The sequence below is a fragment of the Saccharospirillaceae bacterium genome, assembly GCA_022448365.1.
Taxonomy (GTDB): domain Bacteria; phylum Pseudomonadota; class Gammaproteobacteria; order Pseudomonadales; family Oceanobacteraceae; genus Bacterioplanoides.
Map to the genome: position 1 here is coordinate 594,520 of JAKVCS010000004.1, position 21,127 is coordinate 615,646.

18 protein-coding genes, 1 rRNA gene and 1 riboswitch are annotated in these 21,127 nt (G+C 48.2%); of the genes, 4 read left to right on the forward strand and 15 right to left on the reverse strand.

Annotation, left to right across the window (positions count from 1 at the left end; translation table 11 throughout):
• From cobI to MK185_13885, 13 genes are all read right to left on the reverse strand, one after another.
• Positions 1 to 711 carry a precorrin-2 C(20)-methyltransferase gene (cobI, locus tag MK185_13825; GenBank protein ID MCH2041705.1) on the reverse strand — a complete coding sequence of 237 codons (711 nt, stop codon included), beginning with the start codon at positions 709 to 711 and terminating at the stop codon, positions 1 to 3.
• Positions 708 to 2,006, reverse strand: coding sequence for a precorrin-6y C5,15-methyltransferase (decarboxylating) subunit CbiE (cbiE, locus tag MK185_13830; protein ID MCH2041706.1), 1,299 nt, complete (start codon positions 2,004 to 2,006; stop codon positions 708 to 710). The genes cobI and cbiE overlap by 4 nt, the downstream gene beginning before the upstream one ends.
• Entirely contained in the window at positions 2,006 to 2,674 is a 669-nt protein-coding gene (locus tag MK185_13835) for a precorrin-8X methylmutase (protein MCH2041707.1), read from the reverse strand. Before MK185_13835 ends, cbiE begins: the two co-directional genes overlap by 1 nt.
• Positions 2,664 to 3,512 carry a precorrin-6A/cobalt-precorrin-6A reductase gene (locus MK185_13840; GenBank protein MCH2041708.1) on the reverse strand — a complete coding sequence of 283 codons (849 nt, stop codon included), beginning with the start codon at positions 3,510 to 3,512 and terminating at the stop codon, positions 2,664 to 2,666. The genes MK185_13835 and MK185_13840 overlap by 11 nt, the downstream gene beginning before the upstream one ends.
• Complete coding sequence (locus MK185_13845; protein MCH2041709.1) at positions 3,509 to 4,693, reverse strand: cobalt-precorrin-5B (C(1))-methyltransferase; 1,185 nt, start codon at positions 4,691 to 4,693, stop codon at positions 3,509 to 3,511. The genes MK185_13840 and MK185_13845 overlap by 4 nt, the downstream gene beginning before the upstream one ends.
• An 11-nt stretch (positions 4,694 to 4,704) precedes the next feature.
• Positions 4,705 to 5,388: a sulfite exporter TauE/SafE family protein gene (locus MK185_13850; GenBank protein ID MCH2041710.1), complete on the reverse strand. Its 684-nt coding sequence runs from the start codon at positions 5,386 to 5,388 to the stop codon at positions 4,705 to 4,707.
• The gene (locus MK185_13855) at positions 5,385 to 6,728 is read right to left on the reverse strand and encodes a cobyrinate a,c-diamide synthase (GenBank protein MCH2041711.1); all 1,344 of its coding nucleotides are present in this window, start codon (positions 6,726 to 6,728) and stop codon (positions 5,385 to 5,387) included. Before MK185_13855 ends, MK185_13850 begins: the two co-directional genes overlap by 4 nt.
• A 12-nt stretch (positions 6,729 to 6,740) precedes the next feature.
• Positions 6,741 to 7,298: a cob(I)yrinic acid a,c-diamide adenosyltransferase gene (locus MK185_13860; GenBank protein MCH2041712.1), complete on the reverse strand. Its 558-nt coding sequence runs from the start codon at positions 7,296 to 7,298 to the stop codon at positions 6,741 to 6,743.
• Between the two features lie 9 nt (positions 7,299 to 7,307).
• Complete coding sequence (locus MK185_13865) at positions 7,308 to 8,504, reverse strand: hypothetical protein (GenBank protein ID MCH2041713.1); 1,197 nt, start codon at positions 8,502 to 8,504, stop codon at positions 7,308 to 7,310.
• 5 nt (positions 8,505 to 8,509) lie between these two features.
• Positions 8,510 to 10,489 (reverse strand): TonB-dependent receptor, encoded by a 1,980-nt coding sequence (locus MK185_13870; protein ID MCH2041714.1) that lies wholly within the window; start codon positions 10,487 to 10,489, stop codon positions 8,510 to 8,512.
• A 95-nt stretch (positions 10,490 to 10,584) separates the two neighbouring features.
• Positions 10,585 to 10,829: riboswitch (cobalamin riboswitch) on the reverse strand.
• An 87-nt stretch (positions 10,830 to 10,916) separates the two neighbouring features.
• Positions 10,917 to 12,911 carry an ATP-binding protein gene (locus MK185_13875; GenBank protein ID MCH2041715.1) on the reverse strand — a complete coding sequence of 665 codons (1,995 nt, stop codon included), beginning with the start codon at positions 12,909 to 12,911 and terminating at the stop codon, positions 10,917 to 10,919.
• Positions 12,912 to 12,963: 52 nt separating this feature from the next.
• Positions 12,964 to 13,851, reverse strand: a complete 888-nt coding sequence (locus MK185_13880) for a 2-dehydropantoate 2-reductase (GenBank protein ID MCH2041716.1) — start codon at positions 13,849 to 13,851, stop codon at positions 12,964 to 12,966.
• A 21-nt stretch (positions 13,852 to 13,872) separates the two neighbouring features.
• Positions 13,873 to 14,937 carry a hypothetical protein gene (locus tag MK185_13885; protein MCH2041717.1) on the reverse strand — a complete coding sequence of 355 codons (1,065 nt, stop codon included), beginning with the start codon at positions 14,935 to 14,937 and terminating at the stop codon, positions 13,873 to 13,875.
• Positions 14,938 to 15,080: 143 nt separating this feature from the next.
• On the opposite strand from MK185_13885, the gene MK185_13890 reads away from it, so the two are divergent.
• The 3 genes from MK185_13890 to MK185_13900 are packed head-to-tail and all read left to right on the forward strand — an operon-like array spanning position 15,081 to position 17,958.
• A complete protein-coding gene (locus MK185_13890) occupies positions 15,081 to 15,566 on the forward strand; it encodes a YajQ family cyclic di-GMP-binding protein (GenBank protein ID MCH2041718.1) in 486 nt (161 codons plus the stop codon).
• Positions 15,566 to 16,987 (forward strand): AmpG family muropeptide MFS transporter, encoded by a 1,422-nt coding sequence (locus tag MK185_13895; GenBank protein ID MCH2041719.1) that lies wholly within the window; start codon positions 15,566 to 15,568, stop codon positions 16,985 to 16,987. Before MK185_13890 ends, MK185_13895 begins: the two co-directional genes overlap by 1 nt.
• Complete coding sequence (locus MK185_13900; protein ID MCH2041720.1) at positions 16,984 to 17,958, forward strand: zinc-binding dehydrogenase; 975 nt, start codon at positions 16,984 to 16,986, stop codon at positions 17,956 to 17,958. The genes MK185_13895 and MK185_13900 overlap by 4 nt, the downstream gene beginning before the upstream one ends.
• Positions 17,959 to 18,152: 194 nt before the next feature.
• Here the strand turns inward: MK185_13900 and queE are convergent, their stop codons facing one another.
• Both queE and queC read right to left on the reverse strand, forming a co-directional pair.
• Positions 18,153 to 18,893: a 7-carboxy-7-deazaguanine synthase gene (gene queE / locus MK185_13905; protein MCH2041721.1), complete on the reverse strand. Its 741-nt coding sequence runs from the start codon at positions 18,891 to 18,893 to the stop codon at positions 18,153 to 18,155.
• Entirely contained in the window at positions 18,893 to 19,567 is a 675-nt protein-coding gene (queC, locus tag MK185_13910; protein ID MCH2041722.1) for a 7-cyano-7-deazaguanine synthase QueC, read from the reverse strand. Before queC ends, queE begins: the two co-directional genes overlap by 1 nt.
• Positions 19,568 to 20,271: 704 nt before the next feature.
• On the opposite strand from queC, the gene MK185_13915 reads away from it, so the two are divergent.
• Positions 20,272 to 21,127, forward strand: a 16S ribosomal RNA gene (locus tag MK185_13915); the annotation flags it as partial.

Genomic DNA, 21,127 nt, shown 5'->3' on the forward strand with positions numbered 1-21,127 from the left:
TTAATCCGGCCGCTGGTTTGCAGTTACAATAAACAGGGAAAAATAAGGCCCCTTTGATTCAGGCAATTCAGCAACATCATAAACGATATTTTGCTGCTCACGGCCTACATACTCAAGATAGCGAGCGTCACGCATACGATTACTCTGACGCAGTGCCTGAATAATTTTAGCGCGATAGGGACCTGCTTTCATGATTACCAGGCTGTGGTGTTGCTCAAGTGCTTGTATAAGCTGGGCTTGTGTATGACGCCCATTAAGAATAGCAACAGATTCCGTGAGCATTGACAGTGGCATTTGTAACTCAGCTGATGCCGCGGTAAAAGAAGTGATGCCTGGTATAACCTGCGTGCTTATGTCCTCGTCGCTCAATCGTTCGAGCAGATAACTGAATGAACCGTAAAAAAGCGGATCCCCCTCGCATAAGAATGTGACGGATTTGCCCCGATGGATAAACTCACGTATACATTGTGCCGCATTGTCATAAACTGCATTTGCTTCGGTACGATCGTTTTTCATCGGCATCGTCACCGGAAAGTGAACAGCATCGCTGTCTGCAAGCGCGAGTTGGGCAATCTCCAGCGCCTGGGATTCTCCATCATGATTACATAAGTAAGCAACCACGTCAGACTGCTGAATAATCCGCATCGCCTTCAGAGTCAGCAGTTCTGGATCACCCGGACCAACACCAACACCAACAAATTGAGCGCTCATGCTGACTCTCCAAAAGGTATTTTTTCAAAGCTGAATAACGTCACTGGCAGATTGGGTCGATATAACATGTGTCCTGCCAGTTGTTCACCCCGGCTGACACTCAGCTGGAGAGTTTCACAGCGAGTCTGATATCTTTTATTGTCAGTCGATAAAGCAGACATTTGCTGAAGCGATTGATAAAACTGCAGCAGGATATGTTTACTGTCTTCTGTTACTGCACTGGCAACTATAATGCTGCGTTGATCCGATAACACAGGCAGTTGTTGCCAGCATTGCTTAAGAAGTAATTCCAGCTCACCATCGCTGCCACCAATAAATATTTTATTCGCGACCGGTAAATCAGTTAACACCTCGGGCGCACGCCGCTGGAGTGGCTTCAGATTTTGACTGACGCCAAAACGTTTTTGATTTTGCTGCAGGCATTGAAAGCGTTGGCTGTGATGTTCGATTGCATACACCGTTTGCTGTTGATTCCAGTAGGCCCATTCAACCGCAAGTGCTCCGCAGCCAGCACCAATATCCCAGCCGGTATCACCATTAGCCGGTTGTAATAAGGTTAATGCTGCAAGCCGGATTTCGCGTTTAGTGATCAGCCCTTTTCCCGGTGCTTTACCGGTAATAAATTCTTCGTCGGGAATACCGGGAAACTGTGGAAAACAGCGGGAAACCCCATGTGTTTTTATAACGCTGACTTGCAGTTCAGGAAATTTTTGATCGAGTTCACTGAGGTCGACGGCGATAAAGTTCTGTATCTGCTCCTGCGGATACCCCATATCACTGAGGATTGTGATTTCTGCTTGATGATATCCTGCCGCCACACACTCCTGGGCCAGGCGCTGTGGATGGCTGTGCTGGTCGGTGAGAATCAGCAGAGTTTGATGATCTTTAAGTGCGGAGCGGATATTTTCGGGCGGTCGTCCATGCAGTGATAAAATCTGACAGTCCTGAAATGAAATTTTCAGACGGTGACAAGCCGCCTGTAAACTGGACGGTGCTGGATGGAAGCGCAGCCACAAAGGATTGAATTGTCGCGTCAACCAGCGGCCAATACCAAACAGCAGTGGATCGCCTGAAGCCAGAATCACCAGCTCATTTTTTTCAATATCGAAGGTATTTATCAGCTGTTCGAGATCCGCTAATTTCGGGAGCACGTTACTGGGTTGCTGATGCAGTGCCGCGACACTTGCCAACTGTCGTTGTGAACCAATAACACAGTCAGCCTGTTGCAGAGCCGCAAGGGACTGTTGACTGAGCGATACCGGGTGATCAATTCCAAGGCCAATAATATGCAGCATCAGTAAATCTCTCCGCGGTTAATCCGCAGTAAAGCATTACAGGCAGCACTGGAGACAGCGCTACCGCCCTGATTTCCCATCAAGGTAATACATTCTATTTCCAGTCGCTTATGCTCTTCCCACAGTGCTTGTTTGGACTCTGCAGCGCCAATAAAGCCCACAGGCATCCCAATGACAAGAGCGGGTTTTACGCGTTCGTATTCTTCTTTATCAGCTTCACGTAATTGCTCCAGGTTTTCCAATAAACGGAACAATGCGGTTGGCGCATTCCCGATAACAACGACACTTCCCGGCAACACCTCTCGCCAGAATTTAACGGCTGCCATAGAACGGGTTTCACCGGTTTTTTTTGCCAGTTCAGCGGTTCTCGGATCATTCAGGAAACACAGTGGTGGTTGTTGAATCATACGCTTGGTGATTCCTTGCTTCACCATTTCAACGTCACACAAAATATGTGCCTTGTTTTTTAAGGCGGTCAGGCCTCGCTCACAAGCTGCGGCGCTGAAGCGGATGTTGTCGGCAACGTCAGGCATACCAATACTATGAACAATACGCATCACGACCTGCTGCTGATGATTGTCGAAGGAGGATAAATCGGTTTGCTCACGAATCGTGATAAAGCTGTTTTTCTCGATCTGTTGCGGATCAATAATGTAGTCAAAGGGCATTATTTAAGTCCTGAAAGTGTTGTACAGCCCGAAGACAAGCCGAAAGCTCTGAAAAGGTACGTTGAGCGCTATGCAATGTCGGTCTGGCGAGCATAAATACGGGAATGTTCAGTTCTGTAGCGGCCGTCAGTTTTGCTTCAGATGAGGTCGCGCCGCTGTTTTTGCAAATAATTGCCTGAACGTTATGTTGTTTTAATAACGCTATTTCAGCACTGAGGTCAAAGGGGCCGATATCAGAAATCCAGTGACACTTCTCCGGTAACTGAACAGGGGCATGAATCGAGCGCAGCAGATACGAGACGGAGCTGCCTTTCTTTTCTGAATTACTGAAACGCGATAAAGCATCAACGGTTGATTTATCCAACTGGCCCAGTGCGAGGAATATTTGTCCGTTAATTCTGTGTTGCGTTACCGCCTCAAGCACGCCTTCCATTGACTCATATTGCCATCGTTGCAACGCATCGGATGTTGGCCATGGCAAATGATGTAAACGCCAGAAGGGTATCTTGGTCGTAATCGATGTTTGCCACGCCTGTCGGCTGATGGCCGCTGCAAATGCATGAGTGGCATCAATGATCAGATCAATCGCCTGTTGCTTGCAGACGTGAAATAAACCATCGTGATGGCAATTATTGTCAGCTAATGATGTTTTAAGGAACCTGGGGCATTGGTCATTGGCAGCATATTGTGAGAACCCACCGCTGATGACAGCACAGTTCAGGTTTGGCTGGCGAACACGGCCAGCAATGCTGTACGTGACATGAATACCATGTACTTGGGACAGTGCTTGCGCCAGTTGTTTAGCAAGGGCCGTACCGCCAAGGATCAGAATATTCATAGCAATGGACTGGCGCCCAAAGGCGGCGTTGCGAAGGCGTTGCTTGATCCCACCAGATCACCCTGGCGATTAATCGCCAGTATTTCCAGTTTCATGTGCTCCGGTAAATAGCGGCTGGCAAAGGTGTGTGCTTTGTGACACAGCGCATCTGCAAGTGGAATGTCGTTCTGCTGACACCATGCGAGTGCTTCGATACTGGTATTCGCTGCGATGATTTTTTCGCACAGGTCACTATCAGCGCCGATTTCAGCAGCGGTATTGCTGATAAATGTCAGATCGATTGAAGAAGCGCGGCTGTGCAGATCAAGATGCCCCTGAGCCAGTTTGGATATTTTTCCGAATCCGCCCGACAAACTCAGATGAGTAATTTTCTGATTGTTGCGCAGATACTTCAGCAGAGCGCCGGCAAAGTCGCCCATTTCAATCAATGCCATATCGGCTAATTGATGGCGTTTAACTAACAAACGCTCGCTGCTGGTGCCGGTACTGGCTCCAATATGACGATGGTTATTATGGCTTGCGACATCAACACCCTGATGAATGCTGGCGATAAATGCGGCGCAGGAAAACGGTCTGACAATACCGGTTGTTCCCAGAATGGATAAACCACCGACAATACCCAATCGGGGATTCATCGTTTTTTGAGCAATTTTTTCGCCGTCCCGAACACCAATGGCAACCTCAAAACCGCCGGCGTAGTTGTAGTGTTTCGCCTGGATCTGTAAGTGTTGGCAGATCATTTGTCGTGGCACCGGATTGATGGCTGGCTCGCCCACGGCTAGGGACAGGCCTTCACGGGTAACCGTGCCGACACCTTCCGCGGCACGAAATGCAATACCGGGCTGCTCGGTTAAATGCAGCTCAGCAATGATTTCGGCACCATGGGTGACGTCAGGATCATCGCCTGCATCTTTAATCGTACTGGTCCGAACCGCGCGATCAGAGCCTTCGATGGGTTGATAACCTTCGATCATCAGCTCGGCATATTTTTCCGCCTCGGCGGAGGTATCGGTTGTTTGTTTACGGCGTTTTTGTGGCAGTAGGACTGAAACCGTTTTGGGTTTTCTGTTACCCAATAAAAACTCCGCAGCTGCGACACAACAGGCCGTTGCGCAGCAGCCTGTGGTGTAGCCGGTACGCAGTGCTTTTGTCGGACTGGTCTCCTGACTTTCGGGCCACACAGGATAAAGTCTCAGGTCGCCTGATACAGCCAGAAGCCACCAATAGCGATGGCCGCACCTGCAATGATCTGACGACAAATCATAAACAGGCGAATCGATTTTTGCTGTAACTGTTTCTGCACGTGTCCGAAGATCAGTCCAAAGGTGACCATGGATACCAGAACACCGGCAGAAAATAACAGTAGGTATGCTAAGGCCGTACTGGTTTCGGCCTGGATCATGGCCGGAATTAAGGCCAGAGCAGGTGCACTGCCGGCCAAGCCATGAAGTACACCCACCATGACCGGAGTATGTGCTTCCTGAAACTGATGTTGCGGTGTCTGTTCATGGCCATCAACGCGAATATGGGTATGACGTAAGGTTCCGTGACTATGAGTTGTAATACTCAGCTTTTCTTTACGGAATTGCCAGAAACACACCATTCCTAAAACAATCAGCAGAACACCAACGCTGGATTCGGCCACACGCTGCACAGGTTCAGGTAATGCAATGCCCAAACCAAATAACAGCATACCGAGAATCAGTAACACGCCACCATGACCCACTGCCCAATTAGCACTGAACTTTAATGTGCGGCGCAGGCCGGGTTGACGGTTACTCAATGCAGAAACAGCCATCACATGATCAGCATCCAGTGCGTGTAACAGTCCTAACCCTAGCCCGGTGAATAAAAGTGTCATAATTTCTGGAGTCATATTGAGGGTACTTCCTGGTAGCCAAACAATTTAGCGATGGCGAGTGGATTGGATGGAAAAAATAAGTGCAAATAGCTGGCCGTTAACCGATTTTGGCGAAACACAGCCTCGCCGGGGGCGCTGTGCCGCTGACGTTTGCCATAGGAGATTGCTTCAGGCGTACCATGGGCAAGTGACCTGTGGTGCGCGTGTGCTCGCACATTCCCTTCCGGTAATGGTGCGGTTTGCATGCCCTGGCAGCCGCGCTTACCACGCATCGCTCCATGACCGGTTAATGCGGCTGCCATCGGATATTGTTGATCGTTCAGGTCTGTCAGCGTTTCGAGACAGTATAAGAAACCCCCACATTCAGCCAATACCGGCAACCCAGATTGAACCGATTCACGAATTTGCTGCAACATTTGGGTATTTTCTGACAATGACCGAGCGTGTAACTCAGGGTAGCCGCCAGGTAACCAAATGGCGTCGCAAGCCGGGAGTTCATGATCTGACAAAGGGGAGAAGTAACAGACCTTGGCCCCCATTTTTCTGAGTAAATCGACATTTGCCTGATAAATAAAACTGAACGCATTATCTTTGGCAATTGCGATGGTTTTTCCAGCTAATGCCTGATCAATGTTGTCGCAGCCCCCGGAATAACTGTCAACGGCATAAAACTCGGTAGCGGGTAGCGATTGTATTAACGGTAATAGACCCGCCAGCTGTAAAGCATCTGCGGCTGCTTCAAATCTTTGTTCCAGCTCTTGATGTATCTCGTTTGCCTGGACCAGTCCCAGATGTCTCTCTGGTAGCGCGATATTCTCTGCCCGTGGCAAATTCGCCCACAGCGGTAAACACTCGGGTAAATTGTCTTCAATTAACTCCCGATGCCTTGCGGTACTGCAGTGGTTGGCTATCAGCCCGGTGACTGTGATGTCCTGACGAAATGAAGCCAATCCTGAAGCCACGGCTGCGGCTGTTTGTGCCATGCCTTTGACATCCATGACCAGCACCATAGGAATATTAAAACGCGCTGCAAGATCTGCACTTGAAGGAGTGCCATCGAACATTCCCATCGCACCTTCGACAATAATCAGATCGTTTTGCTGAGCGGCTTCAAAGAAACGCTGCTGGCAATACTGGTCGCCTGCCATCCACAGGTCAAGAGGTTCGACTGCCTGACCCGACGCTTGCTCCAGAATCTGAGGATCGAGATAGTCCGGTCCACACTTAAAGACTTTTACCTTACATTGCTGGCGTTTCAGTAACCGGGCAATACCCGCAGTGATCGTGGTTTTGCCCTGACCGGATGCAGGCGCCGTTAAAAATACGGCGGGACATGTTGCTGGAGGCTGTTGCATGGAGGTTGCCTGCTATTCGGGTTGGTGGCGACTTTTCCACAGTATTTCTGAACCATTCTCGCGCCGTGCGAAGACGCGTGCCGCTACAAATAGCAGATCCGACAGACGATTAACATAGCGCAATGCCAGTGGGTTCAGTTCATCAACCTGGTTAAGCTGGACTAATGAGCGCTCTGCCCGGCGACATACAGTACGCGTCATATGGCACAAAGCTGCTGCTTTGCTGCCTCCGGGGAGAATAAAATCTTTGAGCGGAGGCAAGGTATCGTTCAGTGCTTCCAGATGATCTTCCAGATCTGAGATCAGAACTTCCTGCAACGCATTAAAGCCTGGTACGGATAACTCACCGCCAAGATCAAACAAATCGTGCTGAATCTGATGAAGCAGAGGAATCAAAGCGTCTGCTTCATCCAGTTCAGCTCTGAGCATACCAACCCAGGAATTCAGCTCATCAACATCACCAATGGCATGCATGCGCTCGCTGCTCTTACTGATGCGTGATCCATCGCCTAGCCCTGTTTCCCCTTTGTCGCCCGTTTTGGTAGCGATTTTAGAAAGTCGGTTGCCCATGTGAATACCTTAGTTAGTTGCAATTGAAACAAACGTTATATCTTCTGCGTCCAGAGTCAGGGTACGCGAATCCAATACAGACATATCTGTTTTCGAAAGTTTATAGAGCACTGCATCTTTATTATCTCCACCACCGATACCTAACCAAAGGTTTCCTTCGGGACCGCTGGAGAGCAAAGTAATATTTATATTTTTATAACCATCAACCGGAGTCAGGCTGCCGTCGGCTTCAACCTTGGCCAGGCTATTATTTTTCCAGCCATGGTATATAGAAACATAAACTTCGTTGTCGTTAATAATCGTAGCAGTGAAAATTTTCCCGGTTTCTGCTGTCGCATCGTAAATGATTTCCTGCTCATAAGTTTCCATATCAATTCGCACCAGCCCACCGTCGAATTGAGTATTACCGCTGTAGACGAGTCCCTGAACATAGAGGTATTTTCCAGAAACTGCAGTGTTTTGTGGATTCTTGATTTGGAGTTCAATACCTTTAAGGCCAGACTGCCCTTTTAGGGTATCAATTTCCTGATTCGTACTGGTATCAATGACTGCAACATAACCTGAGCGTACTGCTGCATAACCATTAGTATCATTGCCGAGACGCTGCATAACAATAAAGGCTTTATCATTATATATATGAATGTCATCCATTTCTGGCGCCGGTGAGGCTTTATCATTAGTCGCAACATAGGCCGACAAATCAATTTCACCAGTTTTGAAGTTATTAGCGAGTGTTGCGGCAGGATTAACAATCCAGGCTGTTTTAGCGGCGTAACGGGTCAGGTACGATTTAGTATCTGAGATAAAACCGATGTCATGAACATTGGAGCTCGCAACACCATCATTTGTATTTAACGAGTAGCCGTCGGTACCATAGAAACCGGCATTAGGATTATCGGGATCATATTTGTTAATGCTATTGATACCATCTTTTCCAACATAGAAGAAATGATCTTTATACGACGTCAGAAAAAAGTCAGTTCTGGTATCGGCGTAAAGTCCTTCCGTAGCATCCGATAAATTGTTGGCATCAGCCACAATAACATTTGAACCAGTACCGTATATTGCCTGCTGAATAACAGCAAAAACTTTCTCCGAAACGGGTGGCGTTGTCGGGTTCCCAGCTGTATCAACTTTATCTTCATCATCACAAGCTGTCAGAAGCAAACTGCTGCTAACGATTGCCAATGTTAAGAGTTTTTTCATTGTGATTACCATGATTGAGTGAATTTAATAAAATAGTTTCTTCCCGGGCTTGGGAACTGCGTAAAGTCAGACACCCGGTTATTGTTTAGATTGTTTGCTTCCAGTGTCAGGCGACTACTGTTTGACCAAAGAGACAGCGATAGACCAAGTTGAGACCGCGTTTTTATCGGCCGGAGGTTGGTAGTTTCATAAAACCCACCACTCTGGCGGAGGTAGTTCGCTGAAATATTCCATTGGTTTGTTGCGTAAGAGATAAGATAGTTGTGATCCCAGGTACGCTGGTTTGGAACACGTTTTCCGATAAAAGATGGACGGTCATGCTTGCTGATTTTCTGGTTATGCCAACCACTGTTTCCCGACAAGGATAGGTTTTTAGTCAGATCAATACTGCCATTAAACTCAAATCCCTCATGCTCGGTCTGAGCAAGATTTTCATAACGAATAACTCCCCGGCTGTCAGCTGAGCCGACAATAGCGTTATCCCGGGTTCTCATATATCCCGAAACAGACGCGGTCAAATGTTCATGCTGAAGCTGTAAAGACACACTTTTACTTTCAGAGCTTTCATTTTTCAAATCTGGATTACCCAGGGTCAGGCCGCGATCACCAAATAATTCTCGGGTAGCTACAGGACGAATTTGTCTCGCATAGATTGTATCTAGGGTTAAGTATTGTCCAATGACCAGAGATATACCTGTGTCATACACCCAGTGATCGTTCTCACGGTGCTCTCTTTTATCGACGTAGCGACTGTTTTGCTTGTCTTTAAGAGCCAGATGGTTGAATTGCCCATAAACCATATTGCCGTTAGTGGATATCCAAGATAAACGAGTACCGATGGATGATTGTTTGCGGTTATAGGCCGATGGGCAAGAACCGCCATTCAGGCAGTTACTTTTAATTACCTCTTGTGAAAAGAGATCGTTTTGTTGTTCAGTATCTTCTTGCTGGTGGGATAGAGTAGCTACAAAACCGATGTTATATGGAAGCTTATTTTTGTAGTTAAACTTGAGTAATTTTCCCTCTGTATTGTATCTGTCTCTTTGTTGTCCTAAGCCAATAAGATCGGCTTTGTCATCATAAATCTCTTTTTGGTCATAAAATGCGGTAATGAATTTTAGTGAACGATCCCCTTGTTGATAACCAAGTTTGAAACTCATGCGAGTGTCGTCGGTCGAGAAGAATGCTTTATTATCTGGGATATTGCGTACGCCAGGCAGCTCACGCTTTTTTCTTTGTTTCTGGATGAGTAGAGAAGGTGACCAATTTTTAAGAGCACGATAATTAATTCTAAATAACCCAATACGATGGGACGCTGCATTATTTAATCGTTTTTCTTTCGTTGGTTCGTTCGGATTTTTGTAGGAGTTTATCTCTTGGATATGTGTAAAGTCATTCTCGGCTTGTAGCCAGTCCAGTGCCCCGAAGACCTGCCAGGAGTGATCCTGCCATTGTTGCCATACACCGCCAATGTGGGAGGAGAAGCTACCCGTTCCCAGGCTGGCTTCTCCGGAGCTCGATTGATCAAAATGCTCTTTTGATACCAAATGAATTGTTCCGCCGATTGCAGTCGGAGCCAGCTCGACAGGTGCGATCCCTCGATAAATATCAATAGACTTCAGCACGGAAAAACCAATACTGGGCAGTTCACCCTCTGAACTGTTGAGGTTTGTTAGGGGGATACCGTCCCAGATTATTTGCAATTGCTGACCGCTGGCACCACGAATGCTCGGATAGACAAATTGTCCTTTACCGCCGAGATGTCGTACCTGAATACCAGCTTGACGCTCCAGAATATTCTCGATCAGCAAAGAACCATAACGGTGATCCTGCAACTCTATGCGCTGGTGGTCTCCCGGAAAATCTGCTGGTGCAACATCGGCCAGCGAAACATCGGCAGTTGCTTCTACTTCGGGTAAAATCACTTCGTTGGCTTGAGTTGATATGGCAACCAGAATAGTGGATAGCCATACAAAGAATTTCATCAGAGTTGTGCTCTTAATCTGAGCAGCAGTACGACAGGACAGAAGTAATATTTCTCCCCATCGTCGCCCACCGCAACTATTGGTCACTTTGCTAGTATTTGTTAGCAGTTACAGGCCGGTATCCGGGCTGACGGCTTTTATCCTGAGATAACACTGACTGATGCCTTCCCACGACTTACTGGTATGAAAACCAGTTCAATCACAGTGGCTATGTATCAGTCAGCTAAGCCGATCACCGTTGCGGGGGCAGCGTTGGACTGTCTTAGCGGGAGCTAAGGAGGACACCAACTTCCCGTTTAACTTGATCAAAGATCAGAGCACCTGAGGGCGGGCAGGATATAGTTTGTATGATATTCGGTCAAGTTTGAGGCATTCGAATGATCTGTATATTGCTATTAAGTAATATTAGAGCGCGGCATACCCGAAGTTAAAGCGGCAGTTGGATTTCGAATCGTGAGCCGCTGTCTTCTTCTGTTTCTTCAATCGGTTGATAGATCAGTTTACCGTGATGGTGAGCGGTGATAATGAAGTAAGAAACGGACAAACCAAGACCAGTCCCTTCTCCAACATCTTTGGTGGTATAAAATGGCTCAAACATATGCGATGCGACTTCTGCAGGAATGCCGGGGCCATTATCTTCAACGAGGATACTGAGATAATCTTCCTTTATGGATGCGGAGATGCAGATATGTGCGTTAGTTGCTGTTTCTGGCGTGACTTGCGTGTGTTTGTCGATGGCCTGCTGGGCGTTTTTAATCAGGTTCAGAAGTACCTGTTCAATTTCTCCGGGAACGCAATAAATATCGGGCAGGTTAGCAGCAATGTGTTTATGCAGTTGTAATTGTTTCAGGTCGATATCTGTGGTGGCGATTGTGACGGTCGTGTCGATTAAATCGCGAACATTCACCCAGTTCTTCTGCAGATGATTATTGCGTGCGAACTGCAGCATCGAGCGAATAATACGTGCGGCACGCTCACCGGCATCCTGAATGTTATCGAGAAGTTTATCGATTTCCCGGCCTTGTACGTAATGTTCTATTTGCTGTGGCGTCATCTCAAGTTCGTCGGCAACCCGATTATTGGCTGGCAAGTCAGCCAATAATCGTCGACGAATATTCTGCAGGTTTTGTAGCATGGCGCCCAATGGGTTGTTAATTTCGTGTGCCATACCGGCTGCAAGCCCACCAACAGACATCATTTTTTCAGTCTGTACCATGATTTCTTCCATGCGTTGACGTTGGCTGATGTCATCAATACGTATCACGCAGTGTGCTTGTTGTTCGTTCTCCATTAAAAAAAGTTGAACATCGGCAATGATGGCTGGGGTCAGACTGCTCAGTTTTAAGCGTTCTATTTTATTTCGGTCGTTTGCAGCATAACCAGTGCTGGGTCGTGTGATCTGTGGCTGTTTTTCCAATTCGGGTATGAGCTGATAGAGCGGGCGACCAATAAGCTGAGATGCATCCATTTGCAGCCAGGAACCTGCCTGCTGATTACACTGAACAATCCGTTGTTGTTTATCCAATGCAAAAATGGCGGATGGCATGGCATTCAGAATACTGTCGAGCAACAGCTTGGTGTGTTGTAACTGCACCTCAATCCCGCGTCGCACAGATACTTCTCTGGCCAGGTTATCATTCATCATCCGGGTTTCATCCGATAACCGTGTTGCCCTTATGCGGGCGCTTTCGGCTTGTTGATGGGCACTTTTCAGATGCAAGTGACGTTGGTCGCGCAGCCAGAATAAATCATTTAACGCATGGACGAGAGGTTGAATATCCGGGTCCTGTGTCTGGATACGAATGGGTTCGTCTTGAGGATTCTCATCGGCTGCAGATTTGCCTTTGTTGGAATATTTGTGAACTTCCGCCAGCAGCTGAAGGTAAGGCTGGCGCTGCCATTGTCGAATGATCAGATACAGAAGGAATACCAGCAGGGCCGAGAATGACACTATAAATAAGGTGGTTGTGACGGTATCCAGCAGAAAGAAATAAGGTAAAGAAACCTGACTAACAATTGCCAGGGTAAACATTTCAGGCAATTTGCCAGGGGTCTGGCGATTGATACGATACAGCGTTAGCCAGGGTTGATGATAACCGTCTGTTAATTGTGGCGGTAAACCGGGTTGATGATCGTGGTGATAGCTGTGCATCAACCGCTGATTTTGAGGGTTATACAAAGCAACTTCGCTGATTTGATAATGTTGAGTCATTCGTTCGATAACAGAACGCAGCACCAGATCATCCCGTTGTTGAGTTAACTCAATCTGAATCAGATCAGCAAATGTCTGGCTGATCTGCGGCGCCAGATGTTCACGGCCAACACGGTCTGCTGCCGCGATATAGGCAACGGTGGTGACGGTGATGATGAGGCTGATGGCAACAATCGTCGCCAGCATGGCCTTTTGCCGCGCCAGCATCATGAGGGAGGAATCCGGTTGAAATGTCTGCCTATGAATCCTTTCATGGTGATGTTCAGATTTCCCCAAGTTGCTGCATCAGTTGGCGCGTTAGCGGTAAATCTCCTGGCTGCGCTTGCTGCAGCAGAAAGCCATTGATGTAGGCTAACTCGGTTGGCCGCTGATTCAAAACATCCTGTAACGTTGATGATTGGTTGGCTGCCGTTGCTTGCGCGACTTCAGCCGCTCGATGTTTAAGGTCAAAAGGCAGTTGCCAGCCACAACGTTCGATAAACGTTTGTGTTTCTTGTGCCAGCTGTTCCAGTTTTTCTCGATAAGCCGGGCGTTCAACCAGCTCTCCATTGCGGCAGCGCAAGACGGCAGTGAGCGGATTGATAACGGCATTGATTGCCAGCTTTGCCCGAATGCGTTGTTGAATGTCGCTCACTTCATTCACTGCGGGCGGGGTTACATCAGTAGTGGTGGGCTTATGGTGGTCAAACCAGCAGCCTATCAAGGTTTCTCCGTGGCCGGCATGCACAACCTCTTTGTCTCCGCGGCGGTAAGCGCCTTCGGTGGAAATGCCTGCCCACAGCTCCGGAACCTGCTCCTGCGTCTCCAGCCAGTCGGCTACTTGTTGCTGTTGCCCCATGCCATTTTGCAATAACAGAATGCGCTTTACTGAAATCATTGCCGGCTTCAGAGGCTCGAGTGCCGTTAAGGTATCCGACGCTTTGGTGGTGATCACCAACCACTCCAGCGGATGTTGTTGGTGCTGATTAACTGGCCAGGCCGGCAAGTCGAGCGTGTGTTGACGGTGGTTAGTGGTGGTCAGCTGTCGATGGCAGGGGGTCTGATCACGGTTGACGCAGAATGGATCCAGATCACGCCAATGATAGGCCAACAGGGTGCCAATGGCACCCATTCCAACAATCGCGATAGAAGGGTTCGTAAATTGAGTCATGCGCCGATTATAAGACGCGTTTTACGAATTTGAATGGGAAGGCAGCGCTTCGTTATCTTCAGCGACAATATGCTCCTGTTGATCGGCATCTGGTTGAACGTCAGCTTTCTGGTTTTGAATCTGAGTTTGAAGCTCCGCGCTCGGCTGATCGGAATCCAGGTTTAATGTGCTCAGGGGCATCGGTGACCAGAGCTTTTGCAATCTGGCTAGCAACTCCGGAGAGTGATCCGCTGGTAAATTTCGCAGCCATAATTGCAGCCGTTCTTCATCCTCACCCACCAACTTGGTTATGTCGTCGAGATGGGCACCACGTTCTTGTAACAGCCAAACCACAATCGGCATGAGGCGATTAAATTGTCTGCGATTGCGTGAATCGGTCATTTGTTGTGCCGATACGTCGAAGCGCTCACCAACCAGCTGACAGGCATCATCGAACAGTCGGCGTAAGTCTTCATCGGTTCGTGCGGCCTGTGATAACGCTTGCTTTTTCAAATGTTGATTAACGAAACCGTCGCGCGCCAGGGCCTGATACGTTGGATGACTGCCATGCTGCAGATCCAGTGTGTTATTTTGTGGCTGTTGCATGACGGCTTCATACCGTTGCGCCCGCCCATGTCGGCTATGACAGAGAAGGTTGAGCATGGGGTCGACATGTAGGCCCTTTGGCGGCGTTAATGAACGATAACCGCCATCGCTGCTCCATGAATACAAACTGGCGTCGACCACTTTGCGTGAAGTTTCCGGCCAACGATGCAGTTGAATGACGAGGTCGGTGAGATAAGCCTGCTCATCAACCAGCATCACAATGCCCTGATCAGACAACAGCTGCTTGCGCTTATGCCAGCTGCGCTCATGCATGTCATCGAAAGCGATTTGGATATCGTCCATCACTTCCGTCCAGTCACGCTCACTTTGCAGTACGAACTGGATGTGATGATCATCAAAAACATACGCCAGTAGCCGGGTTTGTTTTACGCTCGACAGAATCTGCACTCCGTATTCGTACTCAAATACCGAGTGGAAGATAGGCTGATCTTTGGCTCCGTGTACCGAGAAGTAATACGTTCCGGCACCGTGCAGTGTCATTTTCGTTTCCATAGCAAAAAGGTAGCTGACTTTTGTGCATTTTCCAGCGTTCCTTGTCGGTCGGGGAATTTTGCAATTCCGTGACACTCGCGGTATACAAGGCGGCATTAGTCAAATTTGAACGAATTGTGCAGGAGTAGGTAATGCCTTCATTTGATGTGGTGTCTGAAGTCGATAAGCACGAAGCGCAAAACGCGGTAGACCAGGCCAATCGCGAGCTTTCAACCCGCTTTGACTTCAAAGGTGTGAATGCCAGTTTTGAGTTAAAAGATTTTGTTGTCGTAATGACGGCCAATGAAGAGTTTCAGATCGAGCAGATGAAGCCGATGTTAGAGGGCGCCATGATCAAGCGTAAGATCAAAGTGAGTTGTCTCGAATACGGTGACTGTGTTGGCGCTGGTAAGCAGGTGAAAGTAAATGCCACCATGCGTCAGGGTATTGATAAAGAACTGGCTAAAAAAATGGTGAAAATCGTCAAAGAGAGCAAGCTTAAAGTTCAGGCATCGATTCAGGGTGAAATGGTGCGTGTTACCGGTAAGAAGCGTGATGAACTGCAGGATGTGATGGCACTCTATCGCGCTGATGAAACCATTACGATGCCGCTCTTGTTTAAGAACTTCAAAGACTGATGACCTCTGCTACTCGACCGCTAGCCACGCCCGAAGCGAACAGCTGGCGAGCGGCGTTGCTGGTGTATAGTAAAAAACCAGTTGTTGCTATCGCCATGCTCGGTTTCTCTGCCGGGTTACCATTTCTATTGGTTTTTTCTACTTTAACTGCCTGGTTGCGGGACGAAGGTGTTGAGCGCACAGCTATCGGTTTTTTTGCCTGGGTCGGGTTGACGTATTCCATCAAGATATTTTGGGCACCGATTATTGATCGTTTGGAAATCCCTTTGTTATCACGATGGCTTGGCCAGCGCCGGAGCTGGATTATGCTTGGTCAGATTGGCATTGCAGTCGGGCTGTTGTTGATGAGTTCAATGAATCCTCAGCATTCTTTATGGTGGATTGCCGCTGCGGCTGTGTTGGTGGCGTTTTCCTCAGCGACCCAGGACATTGCACTGGATGCCTATCGCATCGAAATTGTAGAAGACAATCTTCAAGGCGCTATGTCGGCGGCCTACATCTTTGGCTATCGGCTGGCTCTGTTGATGGCAGGGGCTGGTGCTTTGTACATCGCTGAATGGTCTGACTGGAGCATGGCATACAGCGCGATGGCTGCTCTGATGGGACTCGCGATGCTGGCGACTCTGTGGGCCGATGCCACAACACGCAAAACACCTGAGCAGCGTGCCACTGATGAGGCTGCCATGGTTGATGACATCATGGGGCGGCCTATGTATCTGACGCAGCGACCACGATGGCAGCGATGGTTGCTCGGTGCAGTGGTTTGCCCGTTTCTCGAGTTCTTTCAGCGCAACGGATTATTTGCGCTGTTAATCCTGACGTTCATTGCGGTATTTCGTCTTAGCGATATCACCATGGGGGTGATGGCGAATCCATTTTATCTCGATCTGGGTTACAGCAAGGCGGATATCGCCAGTGTTGCGAAAGTTTTTGGCTTCTTCATGACAATTGCCGGCTCAGCGTTATGCGGCGTGCTGGTGGTTCGCTGGGGAATTTACAAGCCACTTTTTATCGGCGCAGTCATGGTGTCGGTTACCAATTTATTATTCGCTGTCCTGGCTTTGCAGTCTGGCATTGATAACCCGCTCTCAGATGTGATTACACCAACATTAGCCTGGCTGGCTTTTGTGATCAGCGCCGATAATCTCTCAGGCGGGATTGCCAGCACCGCGTTTATTGCGTATCTATCCAGCCTGACGAATCGCAGTTATACCGCCACTCAGTATGCCTTGTTCAGTTCCCTGATGACCTTGCCGGGCAAATTTATCAGCGGATTTTCCGGTTGGGTTGTCGACAGTGCGGGTTATAGTGAGTTCTTTATTGTGGCTTCTGCCTTGGGAGTCCCGGCGATTTCGTTAGTGTTGGTTTTGATATGGCATGAGCAGAAAAGCCAGCACGAGAAAGAAGAGGTTAAAGTATGACAATAACATCGGCCCCTGCATGGCGGGTAAAACAAACCGGCACACCGGCTGTTTTAGAAAAAGGCATCATTGAATTATCTGAGCCTCAGTCGGGCGAAGTAATCATTCGGGTTTGTGCTGCGGGCTTTAATCCAATTGATACCAAAATACGTGCAGGTCTTGCTCCCATTCTTAATGACGCTGGTGTGCTGGGCTGTGACGTCAGTGGTGAAGTGATTGCGATCGGAGAAGGTGTTACTCACCTCACTGTTGGAGATTCAGTGTATGGCTGCGCCGGAGGTGTAAAGGGCAATGGCGGAGCGTTGGCTGCAGAAATGGTGTGTGATGCTGACCTGTTAGCGAAAGCGCCTACTGCTGTTTCTCTGACTCAGGCCGCGGCGATTCCTCTTGTTGCTATTACTGCGTTTGAAGCTTTGCAACGGTTAGCGCCGAAATCCGATGAAACATTGCTGGTGATGGGCGCTTCTGGCGGAGTTGGCCAGTGGGCTACTCGTTTGGCGAAAGCAACCGGTGTTTCGGTTTACGGTACCGCTGGAAATCAAGAGCGTGTTGAACAACTGAATCAACAGGGTATCAATGCGGCGCTGCATAACGATGTTGCTGAGTTATCTGCTGCAGGGTTTGAGAAAGTGTTGGATACCTTCGGTGGTGGCAGTCTGCAAAAGGCATTGGAGATGGCTGCGCCTTATGCGCAGGTAGCAACCATCAATGCCCGAAATACTTACGATCTGACTCAGGCTCACGCTAAGTCGCTAACGTTACATGCGGTATTTATGTTGCTACCACTTCTAACGGGGAAGGGTCGTAAGGCGCATGGCGAGTTTTTAGCTGAATTAAGTAGGAAAATAGATGCCGGTTTCATTGAGGTGCCGCAAGCAGAGGAAAAGCGGATGTCGGATGTTGCTGATATTCACCGTGCTTACGAGGCAGGTGAATTAAAAAATAAAGTCGTGATGAAAGCGGATTTCTAATCGGTAGCTTAGCAGGCACCGGGATGTGCCTTCTGGGCGGCGGTGAAAAATAACGGGGTTTGGCTTGCCCTATTGCTGTATAGATAAAAAACCGACTATGTTTCAGCCGCCGGACCAGTGGGCCATCCTTGATCCTACCGCAACATCCTGTTGCTGCTACGAAAAACAATCCGTTCTTTATCTTTCGATCCGATCTACTCAATACCCAGCATTTTGTGAGTTTGCAAGCTCAGCTTCCACTCGGGGTGCTTTAAGCAAAAATCCACCGCTTTTTGAGTATTGGTTTTCGAAAGACCCTCTTTAGCTCCCTCTAATTGCGCACCCAGATCTTTGTCGCTGGCCAAAACAACCGGCTGATAATCCGCCATTGGCTGTAAGTAGCGGTGATCGGCTTCGATATAATCAAAACGCTCCGGCATAGCATCCGGCTGAGGGTAAACCAGCTTCAGTTCATCACAGCGAATCAGTGCAATATCTGATTTACCTTTGGGGCTTAAACAAATCCAATCGATGCCGTCTGGCGCATGCAAAGTACCGTTAGTTTCCACTGCGACCTCGAACTTTTGTTTGTGAAGTTCAGCGATCAGCGCTTCATCCAATTGAAGTAATGGCTCGCCGCCAGTGCAAACGACGTAAGGTTTGCCAACTTTATTACCATTGGCGCCTGGCCAAAGATCGGCAATCTGTTGTGCAAGTTCTGAAGCCGTGTATTTGCCACCCATGTGGCCGTCGGTACCAATAAAGTCGGTGTCGCAAAAATCACAAACAGAGCTTTCACGGCTGTCTTCGCGACCATTCCATAAATTGCATTTACTGAAACGGCAGAATACCGAAGGACGACCAGCCTGAGCGCCCTCGCCCTGGAGGGTGTAGAAAATTTCTTTGACTCGGTAAAGCTTTTCTCGTGCCTGATTACCGGTGTTAGCTGAGGCCATCAGGCAGTCTCGTATTGCAGTGGATCGGTTGCATTGTTCTTTTCAAACGCCTCCAGGCGCTCAACACAAGAACCACATTTGCCACAAGCTTTTGCGCGACCGTTATAGCAGGTCCAGGATTTTCCGTAATCAAGACCCATCGCTAAACCGTCTGCAAGGATCTGAATCTTATCGCTGTCGAGGTAAGGGGTAACAATATCAACGGGTTCGTAGTTAGCGAGCTTGGCAACTCTATTCATGGCATGAACAAAGTCAGGGCGACAGTCCGGGTAGATTGCATGGTCACCGGAGTGCGCACCATAAAATACTTTACTCGCGCCGATATCCACTGCATAGCCAATGGCGAGTGACAACAGAATCATATTCCGGTTTGGTACAACCGTAGACTTCATATTGGCTGCTTCGTAGTGGCCTTCTGGAATCTCTATATCAGAGGTTAAAGAAGAACTCTGCAACAACTGATTAATGGCGGTGATATCAATGATCTTATGATGAATACCAAGATCCGCACATACACGCTTAGCAAATTCGATTTCCTTTGAGTGCTTCTGACCATAGTCGAAAGTCAGTGCGTACAATTCGTGATGTTCTTCTTTTGCCTTGTTAAGAATAGTGAAGGAATCCATGCCACCGGAATAGATAACAACGGCTTTATCAGCAACTGCTGCAGTCATAATGATGTGTCTCTTTCTTTTATTACCAAGATACTGAAACGGAAAACAGTCCGGATCAGGCAATCGGAGCAGTGTCCGACGGCAATGCTTAGTATACGGTCATTCACCATTAGCGCGTTAGTTCTCTTCAGTTAAGGAAGTAGAAATAAACTGCTGACACTGAGTCATACAACTTTCTGTAAAAAACTTACAAAAAGGTATTGACGGTTTTTTCTCAGTCTGTAGAATGCGCCGCTCCTGACCACTGAGGTGGTTCGGAAAGAGCTAAAAAGCTCTTTTATTTCAACAGGTTAAGTAATTTATTAAGAATTCTTAGTCAAGCGAAATAAACAAGTTAAGGGTTGACTCGTTGAGTCAAATGCGTAACATGCGCCACCTTGATTTGAGGCAGCTCTTCGGGGTTGTCGTCAGGCGAAAAGATCTGAAAAATCTTTTAAAAATAAACGCTTGACACGCTGCGCTAGATCATTAAAATACGCAGCCCGCTTTGAGAGAAACAAAGCGACGTTCTTTAAAAATTAGCATTAAGTAATTCGTGTGGGTACTTACTGAGGTGTTGTGGAGACACGCTGATTTTGCTCTTTCGAGTGAGTCGGCACACAAAATTTCAAGTAAGAACTCGTCGATAATTCATTTATAGATTTATTGTCAGTTTTATTCTTGAGCAAGATTTAGATTGGATATTCCTCCAGTCGAAACTTTTTAAACTGAAGAGTTTGATCATGGCTCAGATTGAACGCTGGCGGCAGGCTTAACACATGCAAGTCGAGCGGAAACGATGATAGCTTGCTATCAGGCGTCGAGCGGCGGACGGGTGAGTAACGCGTAGGAATCTACCTAGTAGTGGGGGACAACAGTTGGAAACGACTGCTAATACCGCATACGCCCTACGGGGGAAAGCAGGGGATCTTCGGACCTTGCGCTATTAGATGAGCCTGCGTGAGATTAGCTAGTTGGTGGGGTAATGGCCTACCAAGGCGACGATCTCTAGCTGGTCTGAGAGGATGATCAGCCACACTGGGACTGAGACACGGCCCAGACTCCTACGGGAGGCAGCAGTGGGGAATATTGCACAATGGGCGAAAGCCTGATGCAGCCATGCCGCGTGTGTGAAGAAGGCTCTAGGGTTGTAAAGCACTTTCAGAAGGGAGGAAAGGTTGTAAGTTAATACCTTGCAACTGTGACGTTACCTTCAGAAGAAGCACCGGCTAACTCCGTGCCAGCAGCCGCGGTAATACGGAGGGTGCAAGCGTTAATCGGAATTACTGGGCGTAAAGCGCGCGTAGGTGGTCTGTTAAGCGGAATGTGAAAGCCCCGGGCTCAACCTGGGAACTGCATTGCGAACTGGCAGACTAGAGTACAGTAGAGGGTAGTGGAATTTCCTGTGTAGCGGTGAAATGCGTAGAGATGGGAAGGAACATCAGTGGCGAAGGCGACTGCCTGGACTGATACTGACGCTGAGGTGCGAAAGCGTGGGGAGCAAACAGGATTAGATACCCTGGTAGTCCACGCCGTAAACGATGTCTACTAGCCGTTGGGGAACTTGATTCCTTAGTGGCG

Coding starts and splice junctions, on each gene's coding strand:
- cobI (MCH2041705.1), bottom strand. CDS start 711: ATGAGCGCTCAATTTGTTGGTGTTGGTGTTGGTCCGGGTGATCCAGAA.
- cbiE (MCH2041706.1), bottom strand. CDS start 2,006: ATGCTGCATATTATTGGCCTTGGAATTGATCACCCGGTATCGCTCAGT.
- MK185_13835 (MCH2041707.1), bottom strand. CDS start 2,674: ATGCCCTTTGACTACATTATTGATCCGCAACAGATCGAGAAAAACAGC.
- MK185_13840 (MCH2041708.1), bottom strand. CDS start 3,512: ATGAATATTCTGATCCTTGGCGGTACGGCCCTTGCTAAACAACTGGCG.
- MK185_13850 (MCH2041710.1), bottom strand. CDS start 5,388: ATGACTCCAGAAATTATGACACTTTTATTCACCGGGCTAGGGTTAGGA.
- MK185_13855 (MCH2041711.1), bottom strand. CDS start 6,728: ATGCAACAGCCTCCAGCAACATGTCCCGCCGTATTTTTAACGGCGCCT.
- MK185_13860 (MCH2041712.1), bottom strand. CDS start 7,298: ATGGGCAACCGACTTTCTAAAATCGCTACCAAAACGGGCGACAAAGGG.
- MK185_13865 (MCH2041713.1), bottom strand. CDS start 8,504: ATGAAAAAACTCTTAACATTGGCAATCGTTAGCAGCAGTTTGCTTCTG.
- MK185_13870 (MCH2041714.1), bottom strand. CDS start 10,489: ATGAAATTCTTTGTATGGCTATCCACTATTCTGGTTGCCATATCAACT.
- MK185_13875 (MCH2041715.1), bottom strand. CDS start 12,911: ATGATGCTGGCGCGGCAAAAGGCCATGCTGGCGACGATTGTTGCCATC.
- MK185_13880 (MCH2041716.1), bottom strand. CDS start 13,851: ATGACTCAATTTACGAACCCTTCTATCGCGATTGTTGGAATGGGTGCC.
- MK185_13885 (MCH2041717.1), bottom strand. CDS start 14,937: ATGACACTGCACGGTGCCGGAACGTATTACTTCTCGGTACACGGAGCC.
- MK185_13890 (MCH2041718.1), top strand. CDS start 15,081: ATGCCTTCATTTGATGTGGTGTCTGAAGTCGATAAGCACGAAGCGCAA.
- MK185_13895 (MCH2041719.1), top strand. CDS start 15,566: ATGACCTCTGCTACTCGACCGCTAGCCACGCCCGAAGCGAACAGCTGG.
- MK185_13900 (MCH2041720.1), top strand. CDS start 16,984: ATGACAATAACATCGGCCCCTGCATGGCGGGTAAAACAAACCGGCACA.
- queE (MCH2041721.1), bottom strand. CDS start 18,893: ATGGCCTCAGCTAACACCGGTAATCAGGCACGAGAAAAGCTTTACCGA.
- queC (MCH2041722.1), bottom strand. CDS start 19,567: ATGACTGCAGCAGTTGCTGATAAAGCCGTTGTTATCTATTCCGGTGGC.